The organism is Streptomyces sp. NPDC002784, assembly GCF_053592135.1.
Map to the genome: position 1 here is coordinate 233757 of NZ_JBSFVD010000003.1, position 12821 is coordinate 246577.

General features: G+C 72.9%; 14 protein-coding genes. 9 read left to right on the forward strand and 5 right to left on the reverse strand.

Translation table 11 applies throughout. The features are described from left to right. Window positions 1–5: 5 nt before the first annotated feature. Complete coding sequence (locus ACWD1Z_RS08425) at window positions 6–1403, reverse strand: DUF6421 family protein (RefSeq protein WP_451116675.1); 1398 nt, start codon at window positions 1401–1403, stop codon at window positions 6–8. A 394-nt stretch (window positions 1404–1797) separates the two neighbouring features. On the opposite strand from ACWD1Z_RS08425, the gene ACWD1Z_RS08430 reads away from it, so the two are divergent. Then, window positions 1798–2481 carry a glycerophosphodiester phosphodiesterase gene (locus tag ACWD1Z_RS08430; protein WP_451116677.1) on the forward strand — a complete coding sequence of 228 codons (684 nt, stop codon included), beginning with the start codon at window positions 1798–1800 and terminating at the stop codon, window positions 2479–2481. Window positions 2482–2484: 3 nt separating this feature from the next. Here the strand turns inward: ACWD1Z_RS08430 and ACWD1Z_RS08435 are convergent, their stop codons facing one another. Further along, window positions 2485–3021 (reverse strand): GNAT family N-acetyltransferase, encoded by a 537-nt coding sequence (locus ACWD1Z_RS08435; protein ID WP_451116679.1) that lies wholly within the window; start codon window positions 3019–3021, stop codon window positions 2485–2487. A 73-nt stretch (window positions 3022–3094) separates the two neighbouring features. Between ACWD1Z_RS08435 and ACWD1Z_RS08440 the strand changes: the two genes are divergently transcribed. From ACWD1Z_RS08440 to ACWD1Z_RS08450, 3 genes are all read left to right on the forward strand, one after another. Then, window positions 3095–3487, forward strand: a complete 393-nt coding sequence (locus ACWD1Z_RS08440) for a VOC family protein (RefSeq protein ID WP_451116681.1) — start codon at window positions 3095–3097, stop codon at window positions 3485–3487. Between the two features lie 123 nt (window positions 3488–3610). Next, window positions 3611–4387, forward strand: coding sequence for a VOC family protein (locus ACWD1Z_RS08445; protein WP_451116683.1), 777 nt, complete (start codon window positions 3611–3613; stop codon window positions 4385–4387). Window positions 4388–4456: 69 nt separating this feature from the next. Beyond that, window positions 4457–5509 carry an aldo/keto reductase gene (locus ACWD1Z_RS08450; RefSeq protein ID WP_451116685.1) on the forward strand — a complete coding sequence of 351 codons (1053 nt, stop codon included), beginning with the start codon at window positions 4457–4459 and terminating at the stop codon, window positions 5507–5509. A 6-nt stretch (window positions 5510–5515) separates the two neighbouring features. Here ACWD1Z_RS08450 and ACWD1Z_RS08455 read toward each other — a convergent pair whose 3' ends face one another. Together ACWD1Z_RS08455 and ACWD1Z_RS08460 are read right to left on the reverse strand one after the other, a co-directional pair. Next, entirely contained in the window at window positions 5516–6055 is a 540-nt protein-coding gene (locus ACWD1Z_RS08455) for a MarR family winged helix-turn-helix transcriptional regulator (RefSeq protein WP_451116687.1), read from the reverse strand. Next, a complete protein-coding gene (locus tag ACWD1Z_RS08460) occupies window positions 6052–7683 on the reverse strand; it encodes an FUSC family protein (protein WP_451116689.1) in 1632 nt (543 codons plus the stop codon). Before ACWD1Z_RS08460 ends, ACWD1Z_RS08455 begins: the two co-directional genes overlap by 4 nt. Before the next feature lie 169 nt (window positions 7684–7852). Between ACWD1Z_RS08460 and ACWD1Z_RS08465 the strand changes: the two genes are divergently transcribed. From ACWD1Z_RS08465 to ACWD1Z_RS08480, 4 genes are all read left to right on the forward strand, one after another. After that, window positions 7853–8380: a DUF5134 domain-containing protein gene (locus tag ACWD1Z_RS08465; RefSeq protein WP_451116691.1), complete on the forward strand. Its 528-nt coding sequence runs from the start codon at window positions 7853–7855 to the stop codon at window positions 8378–8380. 46 nt (window positions 8381–8426) lie between these two features. Continuing rightward, window positions 8427–9149 (forward strand): phosphatase PAP2 family protein, encoded by a 723-nt coding sequence (locus ACWD1Z_RS08470; RefSeq protein ID WP_451116693.1) that lies wholly within the window; start codon window positions 8427–8429, stop codon window positions 9147–9149. Window positions 9150–9158: 9 nt separating this feature from the next. Further along, window positions 9159–9881 carry an HAD family hydrolase gene (locus ACWD1Z_RS08475; RefSeq protein ID WP_451116695.1) on the forward strand — a complete coding sequence of 241 codons (723 nt, stop codon included), beginning with the start codon at window positions 9159–9161 and terminating at the stop codon, window positions 9879–9881. Between the two features lie 157 nt (window positions 9882–10038). Further along, window positions 10039–10707, forward strand: a complete 669-nt coding sequence (locus tag ACWD1Z_RS08480; protein ID WP_451116697.1) for a TetR/AcrR family transcriptional regulator — start codon at window positions 10039–10041, stop codon at window positions 10705–10707. A 54-nt stretch (window positions 10708–10761) separates the two neighbouring features. Here the strand turns inward: ACWD1Z_RS08480 and ACWD1Z_RS08485 are convergent, their stop codons facing one another. Continuing rightward, a complete protein-coding gene (locus ACWD1Z_RS08485; RefSeq protein ID WP_451116699.1) occupies window positions 10762–11241 on the reverse strand; it encodes a DUF6214 family protein in 480 nt (159 codons plus the stop codon). A gap of 199 nt (window positions 11242–11440) precedes the next feature. On the opposite strand from ACWD1Z_RS08485, the gene ACWD1Z_RS08490 reads away from it, so the two are divergent. After that, the gene (locus ACWD1Z_RS08490; protein WP_451116701.1) at window positions 11441–12790 is read left to right on the forward strand and encodes an FAD-dependent oxidoreductase; all 1350 of its coding nucleotides are present in this window, start codon (window positions 11441–11443) and stop codon (window positions 12788–12790) included. Window positions 12791–12821: the final 31 nt, after the last annotated feature.

Below are 12821 nucleotides of genomic sequence, written 5' to 3' on the forward strand. Positions count from 1 at the left end.
GTCGCTCACGCGGCGACCCGCTCGGCGCTGTCCGCCGTGATGCCCTTGGTCGAGGCGATCACGTTCTTGAGCTTCTTGGACAGGGCCTCATAGAACATGCTCAGCGGAAACTCGTCCGGAAGCACGTCATCGACGAGCTTGCGCGGCGGCTGGGTCAGGTCCAGGGCGTCCGGTCCCTTGGCCCACTTGGAGCCGGGGTGCGGGGCGAGGTAGGTGGAGACCAGCTCGTAGCCGGCGAACCAGTGCACGAGCTTGGGGCGGTCGATGCCGTCGCGGTACAGCTTCTCGATGTCGGCGCACAGCTGGTTGGTGACCTGCGGGGCGCGCTGCCAGTCGATGAAGAGCTTGTTGTCCGTCCAGCGCACGACGTCGTGCTTGTGCAGGTAGGCGAAGAGCAGCTGCCCGCCGAGGCCGTCGTAGTTGCGCACCCGCTCGCCGGTGACCGGGAAGCGGAACATGCGGTCGAAGAGCACCGCGAACTGCACGTCACGGGCCTGCGGGACGCCCTCGGCCTCCAGCTTCACGGCCTCCTTGAAGGCGGTGAGGTCGCAGCGCAGCTCCTCCAGGCCGTACATCCAGAACGGCTGGCGCTGCTTGATCATGAAGGGGTCGAACGGCAGGTCGCCGTGGCTGTGGGTGCGGTCGTGGACCATGTCCCAGAGCACGAAGGCCTCCTCGCAGCGCTTCTGGTCGTGGACCATGGCGGCGATGTCCTCGGGCAGCTCCAGGCCCAGGATGTCGACGGAGGCCTCGGTGACCCGGCGGAAGCGGGCGGCCTCGCGGTCGCAGAAGATGCCGCCCCAGGTGAAGCGTTCCGGCGCCTCGCGCACGGCGATCGTCTCGGGGAAGAGCACGGCGGAGTTGGTGTCGTAACCGGCCGTGAAGTCCTCGAACTTGATGCCGCAGAACAGCGGGTTGTCGTAGCGGGTGCGCTCCAGTTCGGCCAGCCAGTCGGGCCAGACCATGCGCAGCACGACCGCTTCGAGGTTGCGGTCGGGGTTGCCGTTCTGCGTGTACATGGGGAAGACCACCAGGTGCTGGAGGCCGTCCGCGCGGTTCGCGGCGGGCTGGAAGGCCAGCAGCGAGTCCAGGAAGTCCGGTACCTCGAAACCGCCCTCGGCCCATCGGCGCAGGTCCTGCGCCAGGGCGCGGTGGTAGTCGGCATCGTGCGGGAGCAGTGGCGACAGTTCCTCGACGGCCGTCACGATCCGGGCCACGGCGGCCTGCGCGTCGGCGGCGGCCGGGGCGCCCTCGGCCGTGAGGTCGATCGACCCGTCCTTGGACTGCCATGGCCGGATCCGCTCCACCGCGTCCTTGAGCACGGGCCATGCCGGGTGCTCCACCACCCTGGCCGCAGGAGCGATCCGCTCCGCCCTACCCGACTGCACAAGAATTTCCGTCATGTCCCATCCTCCACGGGAGAACCTCGCGTAAGAACACCGTATGCGTACGAGGTTCCTCCCAGCAAGAGGGGTCGCGGGAAATTATCCTGCGCCACCCCCATAGTCACCGAACTTTTTCCTGCGAGACGGAGTGCGGGCGCGCTGCCGGGGTAGGGGTGATCGACCGGCCGGTCAAGGCCCGCGGGACTCGCCCACGGCCGGGTGACCGAGTCGGCGACGACCGATGCGACCGGCGGCCAGGCCATGGCCGGATCCCTCCGTCCGCCCGGCTGAACCCCCGTGCACGCCCGGGTTTCATCCGGGGTCCCGGCGGTTAGGCTGCGGCTCTGCCGCGCGAACGCCCCGTTCCGGTCGCGCGCGTGCCGAGCCGCCGTCGACGGAAGCGAGTCGAACCTTGAACTTCCTTACCATCGGTCATCGCGGAGTCATGGGTGTCGAACCCGAGAACACCCTCCGTTCCTTCGTCGCCGCCCAGCAGGCCGGCCTCGACCTCATCGAACTCGATCTGCATCTGAGCAAGGACGGCCACCTCGTCGTGATGCACGACACCGAGGTGGACCGCACGACCGACGGCAGCGGCCCGATCGCCGAGAAGACCCTCGCGGAGCTGCGCGCCCTGGACGCGGGCAAGGGCGAGCGGGTGCCGGTCCTGGAGGAGGTGCTGGACGCCGTGGCGGCGCCGCTCCAGGCCGAGATCAAGGACGTGGCCGCCGCGCGGGCGCTCGCCGAGGTGATGCGGCGGCGGGACCTGGTCGCGCGGGTGGAGGTGTCCTCGTTCCACGACGAGGCGGTCGCCGAGATCGCCCGGCTGGTGCCGGGGGTACGGACCGCGCTGATCGGCAGCCGGTACGGCACCGACATCGTGGACCGGGCCGTCGCGGTGGGTGCAGGAACGGTCTGCCTGAACATCCGCCGGCTCACCCTGGAGGTGGTGGAGGCGGCCCGCGAGGCGGATCTGCGGATCATCGGCTGGGTGGTGAACACCCAGGACCATCTGCGGCTGGTGCGCGCCCTGGGGCTGGACGGCGCGACCACCGACTACCCGGAGATCAAGCGCACGGGACGCTTCACCGCCTGAGGCTCAGCCGAGTTCCTTGGTCAGCAGCTCGAACCGGAGGTCGTCGCGCTGCGGGATGCCGAAACGCTCGTCGCCGTACGGGAAGGGCGTCATCCTTCCCGTACGGCGGTAGCCGCGGCGCTCGTACCAGGCGATGAGGTCCTCGCGCACGGAGATCACCGTCATGTGCATCTCGGTGACGCCCCAGCTCTCGCGGGCCGCGCGCTCGGCCTCCGCGATGACGACCTTGCCGAGGCCGGCGCCCTGGAGGGCGGGGCTGACCGCGAACATCCCGAAGTAGGCGTGGGGGCCGCGGTGTTCGAGCTGGCAGCAGGCGACGATCCGGCCGTCCCGCTCGACCGTGAGCAGGCGGCTGTCGGGGGCCTTGATGACGTCCAGCACGCCCTGCGGGTCGGTGCGCTGCCCCTGGAGGATGTCCGCCTCGGTGGTCCAGCCGACCCGGCTGGCCTCGCCCCGGTAGGCCGACTCGATCAGTGCGACCAGCGCGTCGACATCGGCGCCGGTGGCGTCACGGAAGGTCAGTCCGGCGGCGGTCTCCATGGGGCGCGTCTCCACTTCTCGGCACGGCGCGGGCAGGGACGAGGGTAACGCGCGGCCACTAGGCTCCGGGATCATGGTGCATGTACTCAGCAGCAGAATCCTGCTCCACCCCGTCGACCCCGACCGCTCCCGGGCCTTCTACGGCGATCAGCTGGGCCTCGCCATCCAGCGCGAGTTCGGCACGGGCCCGGAGCGCGGCACCGTCTACTTCCTCGGCGGCGGCTTCCTGGAGGTCTCCGGCCGCGCCGAGGCACCGCCCTCCCCCGCCCTCCAGCTCTGGCTCCAGGTCGAGGACGCGGCGGCGACGCACGAGGAGCTGCGGGCCAAGGGCGTGGAGATCCTGCGGCCGCCGGTGCGGGAGCCGTGGGGCCTGATCGAGATGTGGATCGCCGACCCGGACGGCACGCGGATCGCCCTGGTGGAGACCCCGGAGGATCATCCGCTGCGGTACCGGCCGGGGATCTAGGCCGTCCCGTTCGGCTCGTTCCGGCGCCGGGACGGGCCAGGGCCCGGGCCGCCGCTTCCGATGGCCCGGGCCCGGTGCGGGGCTTAGCGTGCTGGAGGGGGCCGCCCTCGCGGAAGGAACGCCATGAAGCTCGACAGGCCGGTGACCGGCGGGCCCTGCTGGACCGAGCTGGGCACCAGTGATCTCGAGGCCGCCCAGCGGTTCTACACCCGGCTCTTCGGCTGGCGCCCCGAGACGGACCCGCGCCAGGAGGCGGGCGGCTACACCGTGGCCCACCTCGGGGACCGGGCGGTCGCCGCGCTGGGCCCGCTGTACCAGGAGTCGCAGCCCGTCGCCTGGAACATCTCCTTCCTGGTGGCCGACGTGGACGCCACCGCGGCGCGGGCGGAGGCGGCCGGCGGCGCCGTCCTGGTCGGCCCGACGGACGTCTTCGACATGGGCCGGTTCGCGGTGGCCCTCGATCCGGCCGGGGCCGCCTTCCAGCTGTGGCAGGCCCGCTCCTTCCCGGGCGCGGGCCTGTTCAACGCGCCCGGCTCCCTGGGCTGGGTGGAGCTGATGACCCGGGCCCCGGAGCGTGCCGTGGACTTCTACACCACGCTGTTCGGCTGGAGCGTCAACGCCTCCGGGCACTACACCCAGTGGGGCATCGACGGCGCCGACTTCGGCGGCATGGTGACGATGGACGACAAGTTCCCGCCGGAGGTGCCCCCGCACTGGCTGCCGTACTTCGCCGTGGCGGACGTCGACGACAGCGCGGCCACCGCGACCCGGGCGCACGGCACCGTCCTGATGGAGCCGACCTCGGTGCCCGAGGGGCCCCGGATCGCGGTGCTGCGGGATCCGCAGGGCGCGATGTTCGGGGTCTACCGCGGCGCGGACCACGACGACCTAGGTGTGTAGCCGCCTTGCGCTGAAGTGCGCTCCAACCCGTAGCGTCGGCCGCACGAACCGCCCCGAAGGGATGGCACCGTGCGGTACACACTGTTCGGCAGGACCGGTCTGCGCGTCAGCGAGCTGAGCCTCGGCGCGATGACCATCGGCGACGACTGGGGCTGGGGCGCGGACAAGGAGACCAGCGCCAGGATTCTCGACGCCTACGCCGACGCGGGCGGCAACTTCATCGACACCGCGAACATCTACACCGACGGCAGCTCGGAACGGATCCTGGGCGAGCTCCTCGAAGGGCGGCGCGACGAGTTCGTGCTGGCCAGCAAGTACACCTGCGGCATCCGCGAGGGTGACGTCAACGCGGCGGGCAATCACCGCAAGAACCTCCTGCAGTCGGTGGAGGCCGGCCTGAAGCGGCTGCGCACCGACCGCCTCGACGTGCTGTGGGTGCACGCGCGGGACAACTTCACCCCCGTCGAGGAGGTCATGCGCTCCCTGGACGACCTGGTACGCACCGGCAAGATCCTCTACGTCGGCGTCTCCGACTGGCCGGCCTGGGAGATCGCGCAGGCGAACACCCTGGCGGAGCTGAGGGGCTGGACCGCGTTCGCCGGTTCGCAGCTGCGGTACAACCTGCTGGAGCGCACCCCGGAACGCGAACTGCTCCCCCAGGCACGGGCGTTCGACCTGGCCGTCCTGGCCTGGGCCCCGCTGGCGGCCGGGAAGCTCACCGGCAAGTACCGCAGGGGCGAGACCGGGCGGCTCGGCACCGCGGACGGCGCTCCGGACCCGCGCGAGGAGGAGATCGTCACCACCGTTCTCGACATCGCCGAGGAGGGCGGCTGGAGTCCGGCCCAGGTGGCGCTGGCGTGGCTGCTCGGCCGGCCCGGCAATGTCGTCCCGATCGTCGCCGCCACCAGGGAGAGCCAGCTCGCCGACAACCTCGGGGCGGTCGATGTCCGGCTCGACGCGGACGCGGTCGCCCGGCTGGAGGCGGTGAGCGCGGTGCCGCTCGGCTTCCCGCACGACTTCGTCCGCGAGCCCGCGATCACCCGCAACATCTACGGCGACCGCTGGACCCGGATCGACGACCGCCGCTCCACCTACCGCCGCACCGCCCACGACGTGCTCTGAGAGCCGTCAGACCCGCACCGCCCCCAGTCGCCCCTCGAGACGCGTCAGCAGCTCGCCGAGGAGCCCGGCCAGTTCCTGCTGTCCCGGGGCCTCCAGGTCGGAGAGGACGGCCGTCTCGTAGGCGAGCTGCTCGGGGAGGACGCCGTCGACGAGGTCGCGTCCGGTGCCGGTGAGGCTGACGTGGGAGACGCGGCGGTCGCGGGCGTCCACGCGGCGCTCCACCAGGCCGCGCTCGGTGAGCTGCTTGAGGCGCTTGGTGACGGCGGCGCCCGAGGAGAAGGTCTCGCGGGCCAGCTCGCCGGGGGTCAGCTCGCGGCCGGTGCGGCGCAGCGCACCCAGCAGGTCGAACTCGGGGCGGCTGAGACCGGCCCGGCGCAGCGGTGCGTCCTCGGCCTGCTGGAGCAGGGCGGCGCAGCGGTTGATGCGGCCGATGATCTCCATGGGGCCGGTGTCCAGGCCGGGGTGGACGGCCCGCCACTGCCGGACGACGGCGGCGACCGTGTCGTCCCGCCCGCCTCGTGCCCCTGCCGATTCGGCTGCCGTCATGGCCGTACGCCCTCCGTAGTGCTGTGGTCCGGGCGTGCTGCCCGGCGCCGGGTGGTCGCCGCGAGCGTACGATGTCCCGCCTGCTCGGCGAGCACGACCCGCTCCTGGGGAAGATCGCGCCGCCCCCACTCGCCGGCGGCGGCGTCGACGGTTGTGCGCAGTGCGACCAGTGCGGCGGCGAGGGAGCGGTGGGCCGATTCCAGGGCGGCCGGGGCGGGATGCGGCTCCGCGAGCAGGCGGGCGGCGCGCTCGCGGGCGCGTTCCACGGCGGCCAGTGCCCCCTCGACCCGGTCGGCCGCGCGCCGGTCGGTGACGAGGAGGGCGGCGGCGAACCCGACGAGTGCTCCGACCAGGGTGTCCACGACCCGCTCGGTGATCAGCGTGCCGGGTTCCTGGAAGCCGGTGAACTCCGTGATGAGCAGCGCCATCGGGGTCACGCAGACGCTGCCGAGCCAGTAGTTGCGGCTGATCAGCGCCTCGGCGCCGAAGTTCAGGGCGAGGCAGCACAGGACGAGGGCGACCTGGCCGAGGTGGGCCAGCGGGGCGAGGGCGGCGAAGAGCAGGACGCCCGCGAGATTGCCGACGACGCGCTGGACGCTGCGGCTCCAGGTGAGGCCGAGGTTGGCCTGGTAGAGGGCGGCGGCGGTGACCAGCGCCCAGTAGGGGCGGCCGATGCCGAGGGCGAGGGACGCGTATCCGGCGAGGGCGCAGCCGAGGGCGGTGCGCGCGGCGAGCGGGGCGAGGGGCCGGAGCCGGTGCCACAGGGGCTCGTGCGGTACGGCCGACTCGGCGGCGATGCCGAGGAGTTCACCGGCGTCCGCGGTGCCCGTGCGGGGAACCGGGCCGGTGCCGCGCAGGTCCCGGGCCCAGCCGCGCAACCGCTCGGGGTCGCTGTCGGCGGGGGCGGCGAGGGCGACCTCGGCACGCACGACGAGGCGTTCCAGGGCGCGCCGGGTGGCCGAGCGGCGGCCCGCGGACAGCAGCGACCGCCAGGCCGCCTGGATCGCGGCGGCGGCCGCGTCGCGGGTACGGGCGTCCTGGGTGGCGGCGTACGCGGCGGCGGCGTGCAGGGCGGCCGCCGTCGCCCGGCGCTCCGGGCCATGCGGGCGGACCAGACCGGGCGCCATGCCGACGGCCCAGGCCCAGACGCCGGCCGCGAGGGCCAGGGCCAGATGGGCGGGGACCTGGGCCAGGGTCTGGGGCGCGAACAGGGCGGCGGAGCTGATGAAGGTGAGCACCACGTTGCCGGGCGGGCCGATGCGGGTGGCGTCGCACAGCGCCTTGTGGGCCGCGGCCAGCAGGGCGCCGACGGCCACCAGGACGGCCGTACGGCCGGTGAGCGAGGCCGCGACCAGCGCGACGGCGAGTCCGCCGAGCATGCCCGCGACGACCCAGGCGAGCGCGCGGGCCCGGGCGGCGTAGGGGCGGTTGTGGGCGTACAGCGCGCACAGGGATCCGGCCATCGTGTACATCGCCAGATCGAGGCGGCCGGGCACCAGCAGGGTCAGAGTGGGCGGGGCGACCGCGGCGACCACGCTCAGGGCGGGCTTGAACCAGATCTCGGAGGGACGGTTGAGGCGCAGCGCGCCGGCCAGTGAAGGACGTCGGGAGGGGGTCGCACTGCTCATGACGTAAAACCTTAGCAGGTGTTTTACTCGTAAATCATATGGGCTGACCTGCCGTGCTCCCCCCAATGCCCCCCGTGTACACCCTTGCGCTCGCGTGCGCGCCGGATGGCCCGGGCATCCTCCGACCGACCGCGGGCGACTGCCCGGCACCGTCGAGCGGGGAGGGCGTGTGCATCTACCGGCTTCGCCCGGCTGGCTGCTCGTCGCGCTCTGCGCGGCGACCGGCGCCTACTGTCTGCTGCGGATGCGCAGCCACGTCGAGGAACAGCGCCGGGCCGCGGGCGGCGAGGCGCTGATGGGCTTCGGCATGGCCGCCATGGCCGTGCCCGCCGCGGTGTTCACCCCGCCGCCCTGGGCCTGGCCGGTCCATGCGGCCGTCTTCGGCGCGGCGGCGCTGCGCGCGCTGTGGGCGGCGCGGGCGAGCGCACACCATCTGCACCATCTGATCGGCGCCTCGGCCATGGTCTACATGGCGGTCGCGATGGCCGCCTCCCCCGGCCACGGCGCCTCCGGCGTCCCGCTCGTCACGGGCACGCTCCTGCTCTACTTCACCGGGTACGTCCTGCTGACCGGCGTCCGGCTGGTCCCGGTCACCGCGGGCGGCGCCGCCGTGCGCATCGGCGACCGGCCGGAGCTGGCTCGGGCGTGCCGGCTGTCGATGGGGATCGGCATGGTCGCGATGCTGCTGACCATGTGAGTGGCGGAGTTGGCTTGCCCCGGCGGAAGTCGGGGAGTATCGCAGTATGCACACCCAGTCCGTCGAGTCCCCGCCCCGGCCGTCCGACCGCGGGCCCGCCACCCGCTGGGCCGGTGTCCTGGCCCTGTGTTCCGCGCTGCTGCTGGCGCTGGTCGCGGTCCGGTACCACCCGCTGATGACGCTCGACGGCGAGATCGCCGAGACCACCCACCGCTGGGCGGTCGCCCAGTCGGGGCTGACGCAGACGTTCCGGATCCTGACGGACTGGGTCTGGGATCCGTGGACGATGCGCATCCTCTGCGCGGTCGTGGTGCTCTGGCTGCTCCGGCGGCACACGGCCCGCTGGACGGCGCTCTGGCTGGCGCTGACCACCACCCTGGGCACCGCGCTGCAGCAGGGGCTGAAGGCCGCCGTGGACCGCGCCCGCCCCGTCTGGCCCGACCCCGTCGACTCCGCCCACTACGCCTCCTTCCCCTCCGGTCACGCCATGACCGCCACGGTGGTGTGCGGCCTGCTGCTGTACCTGCTGCACCGCCACGGCGCAGGCCCCGCGGTGTGGCGTACGGCGGTGGCGGTGGCGGTGGTCTCCGTGCTCGGCGTCGGGCTGACCCGGGTGTGGCTGGGCGTCCACTGGGCGTCGGACGTCGTCGGCGGGTGGCTCATGGGCGCCGCGCTGGTGGCCGCGGCGGTGGCCGTGTACCACCGCCGGTGGCCCGGGGGGCCGGACGCCGATCCGATCTTCCCGCGCGGGCGATCGTCCGCCCCTTAGGCTGCGGGCATGACCGCCGTCCTGTTCGACTTCTCCGGCACCCTCTTCCGCGTCGAGTCCACCGAGTCCTGGTTGCGCGGGGCGCTCGCCGAGCGGGAAGTGGAGCTGGCCGAAGCGGAGTTGACGGAGGCCGTGGCGGCGCTGGAGCGGATGGGAGCGCTGCCGGGCGGGCCGAGCCCGGCCTGGCTGCCGCAGAGCGTCGCGAGCGTCTGGGGGGTCCGGGACAAGACCCAGGAGCTGCACCGCGCCGCCTACACCGGCCTGTCCCGGCACGTCACACTCCCCGACGAACGACTGCACGACACGCTCTACGACCGCCATATGACGCCCGCCGCCTGGGCTCCGTACCCCGATGCCGCCGACGTCCTGAGCGCGTTGCGGGAGCGCGGGATCGGCGTCGGTGTGGTCAGCAACATCGGCTGGGATCTGCGGCCGGTCTTCCGCGAGCACGGCCTCGACCGTTACGTGGACGCCTACGTCCTGTCCTTCGAGCACGGCATCCAGAAGCCGGACCCCCGGCTCTTCCGGGCCGCCTGCGCCGCACTCGACGCCGATCCGCGCGAGGTCCTGATGGTCGGCGACGACCGCAGGGCGGACGGCGGGGCCGCGGCGCTGGGCTGCGCGGTGCACTTCGTGGACCATCTGCCGGCGGCCGAACGGCCGGACGCACTGCGACCGGTACTGGAGTTGATCGAGCGCCGCCGGACCGAGGATTCCGGAATCGGCGCCTGAGAAGTCGCCCGAGGCCACCATCGGGCAGAGCGCACGCCTGCCTCAGGCGATCCCCCGCGTCGCCCAAGGCAGGCGGCAACCCGATCCGGTCGGCAGGGAGCCGGACCGGCTGCGCTGAGTATAGTTGGCTGGCAGCCAGTCAACGCAGGAGTCAAGCATGTCCCCTCGAAGCGCCTCGGTCAATGAAGAACTGCGAAGGCGTTCTCGGGAACGGCTTCTGCACGCGGCGGTCGAACTCGTCGGCGAGCACGGCTACGAGGCCACGACCCTGGGGGACATCGCGGACCGGGCCGGTTCGGCGCGCGGTCTGGTCTCGTACTACTTCCCCGGAAAACGCCAGCTCGTCCAGTCCGCGGTGCACCGGCTGATGCACCGCACCCTGGAGGAGGCACTGGAGCGGGAGCCGCGCACCGAGGACGGCCGGGAGCGGATGGCCCGGGCCATCGACGCGATCCTGGGCCTCGCCCGGGACCGGCCGGTGCTGATGCGCCAGCACATGGCGGGCATCCTCCAGGCCGAGGGCTTCGTGCAGTGCCCCGAACAGCGCCGCCTCGCCGAACTCCTGCGGGACACCTGCGCCCGGCACGGCTCCAGCAGCGTCGACACCGACTACCCCATGCTGCGCGCCCTGCTCATGGGCGCCGTCTACGCGGCCCTGGTCCCCGGCGTGCCGATGCCCGTACCGGTCCTGCGCACCGAGCTGTTCAAGCGCTACCGGCTCGACTGGGAGATGGGCATCCCCCCGGACACGCCCACCGCGACCCCCGGGCCGGACACCGCGGACCTGTCGCGCTTCTACGCCACCGGAGAGGAACCGTCGGCCTAGCCGACGCGCAGCCGGGCACGGCCACCCGATCGCCCGGCCCGCCCGCCCGCCCGCTCAGCGGCGGGCGTGGCGTGGGGAGAGGAAGCCCTCGTCGCGGGCCTGGGAGATCAGCCGAAGCGACTTGCGGCGGCTGTGGCCGGTCGCGCACATCACCGCGAGGACGGGGTCGAACCCCTCCTCCTGGGCGGCCCGGTACTCCTGCGCGACCAGCCACCGCCCCTCGACACCGCGCGGCCAGGCAGGCCGCGCGCGCCGCGAGGGCGCCGGCTCCCCCTCGCCGCCCCCGGCCTCGCCCTCCGGCTCCGCGACCGCCCCGCACGCCTCGAACAGCGGCTCCTCGATCCAGTCGGCCAGCTCCGTCAGATCGTGCAGGGACAGCGCCGGCTGGGCCCGTACGTCCTCGATGGACACACGTCCCTCGCAGACCACGGCGAGCGCGTCGACCCGGGCGCCGTCGGCGAACGCGAGACGGACCTGGAACCACGAGGTCGCCCCGTCGCCCTCCCGCACTTCCCACGCGGGCCACACGGACACCTGGCCGTCCGTCGTACAACGATCAGAAAGATTAAGAAAGGATGCTTCTAGCACACACAGAACGTAACCGCATGATCACATTCCATACGAATGGACACGCAAGGCCACTCCGCGTCTGCACCCTGTCAGCGCAGCTCCCCGGATGCGATGCTGGAAGCACCAGCGCTCTCCTGAGATCCCCCGGGTGAGGAGTTCCGCCGTGCTGCATGTCGCCGTCGTCGGCTCAGGGCCGAGCGGGTGTTACACCGCGCAGAGTCTTGTCCAGCAGGACCCCGCGGTGCGCGTCGACGTCCTGGACCGCCTGCCGTGCCCGTACGGCCTGGTCCGGTACGGCGTGGCCCCGGACCACGAGAAGATCAAGTCCCTGCAGAACAACCTCCGGACCGTTCTGGAGCACGAGCGGGTGCGGTTCCTCGGCGGGGTGCAGATCGGCCCCGACGGGATTCCGGCCGCCCGGCTGCGGGAGCTGTACCACGCGGTGGTGTACTGCGTGGGCGCCGCCACCGACCGGCATCTCGGCATTCCCGGCGAGGATCTGCCGGGCAGCTGGTCGGCGACCCAGTTCGTGTCCTGGTACAGCGCCCATCCGGACGCCGTCGACGACGGTTTCGTCCGCGACGCGCGGTCGGCCGTGGTGATCGGCGTGGGCAACGTCGCGGTGGACGTGGCGCGCATGCTGGCCCGGGCCCCGGCGGACCTTTCCCCGACGGACATGCCGCAGGCGGCGCTGACCGCGCTGGGCGCGAGCCGGGTGACCGAGATCGCCATGGTGGGCCGGCGCGGCCCGTCCCAGGCCCGCTTCACCACCAAGGAGCTGCGCGAACTGGGCTCCCTCCCGGACACCGACGTCACCGTGGACCCGGCGGAGGCCGCCCTCGACCCGGACTGGGCCGACCCCTCCGCCCTGTCCGGCGCCCAGCGCCGCAACGTGGAGGTGCTGCGCGGCTGGGCCGGCACCGCGGCGGCGGGCGCCACCCGCCGCATCAGCGTGCGGTTCTTCCTGCGCCCCGTCGAACTCCTCGCCGACGCGGGCCGGGTGGGCGCGGTCCGCTTCGAGCGGACGCTGCCGGACGGCCGGGGCGGGGTGACGGGGTCCGGCGAATTCGAGGTGATCCCCGCGCAGTTGGTGCTGCGCTCGGTGGGCTATCGCGGAGTTCCGCTGGAGGGACTCCCGTTCGACCCGGCGACCGGCACGGTGCCGAATCTGGCGGGCCGGGTCCTGCGCGACGGAGTGGTCACGCCGGGCGAGTACGTGGCCGGCTGGATCAAGCGGGGCCCGACCGGGGTCATCGGCACGAACCGCCCGTGCGCGAAGGAGACGGTGACGTCGCTGATCGAGGACGCCGCCCTCCTCGTAGGCAAGGAGGTCCCCGGGGATCCGCTGACGGCGCTGCGGGCGGCGGGAGTCGAGCCGGTGCGGTGGGAAGGCTGGCAGGCCATCGAGAAGGCGGAGGCGGAGCTGGGGGCGAGCCTGGGCCGGCGCGTGGTGAAACTGGCGGACTGGCAGGCGCTGCTGGCCGCCGCGAGGGGCGGTTCCTTGCGGGAATAGCGGGACACCCGGCGGAAACACGGCGGAAATC

What these genes read in the sequence shown, in the direction of transcription:
- ACWD1Z_RS08435 (WP_451116679.1), bottom strand. Translation starts at nt 3,021, where the DNA reads ATGGAGACCGCCGCCGGACTGACCTTCCGTGACGCCACCGGCGCCGAT.
- ACWD1Z_RS08445 (WP_451116683.1), top strand. Translation starts at nt 3,611, where the DNA reads ATGAAGCTCGACAGGCCGGTGACCGGCGGGCCCTGCTGGACCGAGCTG.
- ACWD1Z_RS08455 (WP_451116687.1), bottom strand. Translation starts at nt 6,055, where the DNA reads ATGACGGCAGCCGAATCGGCAGGGGCACGAGGCGGGCGGGACGACACG.
- ACWD1Z_RS08425 (WP_451116675.1), bottom strand. Translation starts at nt 1,403, where the DNA reads ATGACGGAAATTCTTGTGCAGTCGGGTAGGGCGGAGCGGATCGCTCCT.
- ACWD1Z_RS08440 (WP_451116681.1), top strand. Translation starts at nt 3,095, where the DNA reads ATGGTGCATGTACTCAGCAGCAGAATCCTGCTCCACCCCGTCGACCCC.
- ACWD1Z_RS08460 (WP_451116689.1), bottom strand. Translation starts at nt 7,683, where the DNA reads ATGAGCAGTGCGACCCCCTCCCGACGTCCTTCACTGGCCGGCGCGCTG.
- ACWD1Z_RS08475 (WP_451116695.1), top strand. Translation starts at nt 9,159, where the DNA reads ATGACCGCCGTCCTGTTCGACTTCTCCGGCACCCTCTTCCGCGTCGAG.
- ACWD1Z_RS08470 (WP_451116693.1), top strand. Translation starts at nt 8,427, where the DNA reads ATGCACACCCAGTCCGTCGAGTCCCCGCCCCGGCCGTCCGACCGCGGG.
- ACWD1Z_RS08480 (WP_451116697.1), top strand. Translation starts at nt 10,039, where the DNA reads ATGTCCCCTCGAAGCGCCTCGGTCAATGAAGAACTGCGAAGGCGTTCT.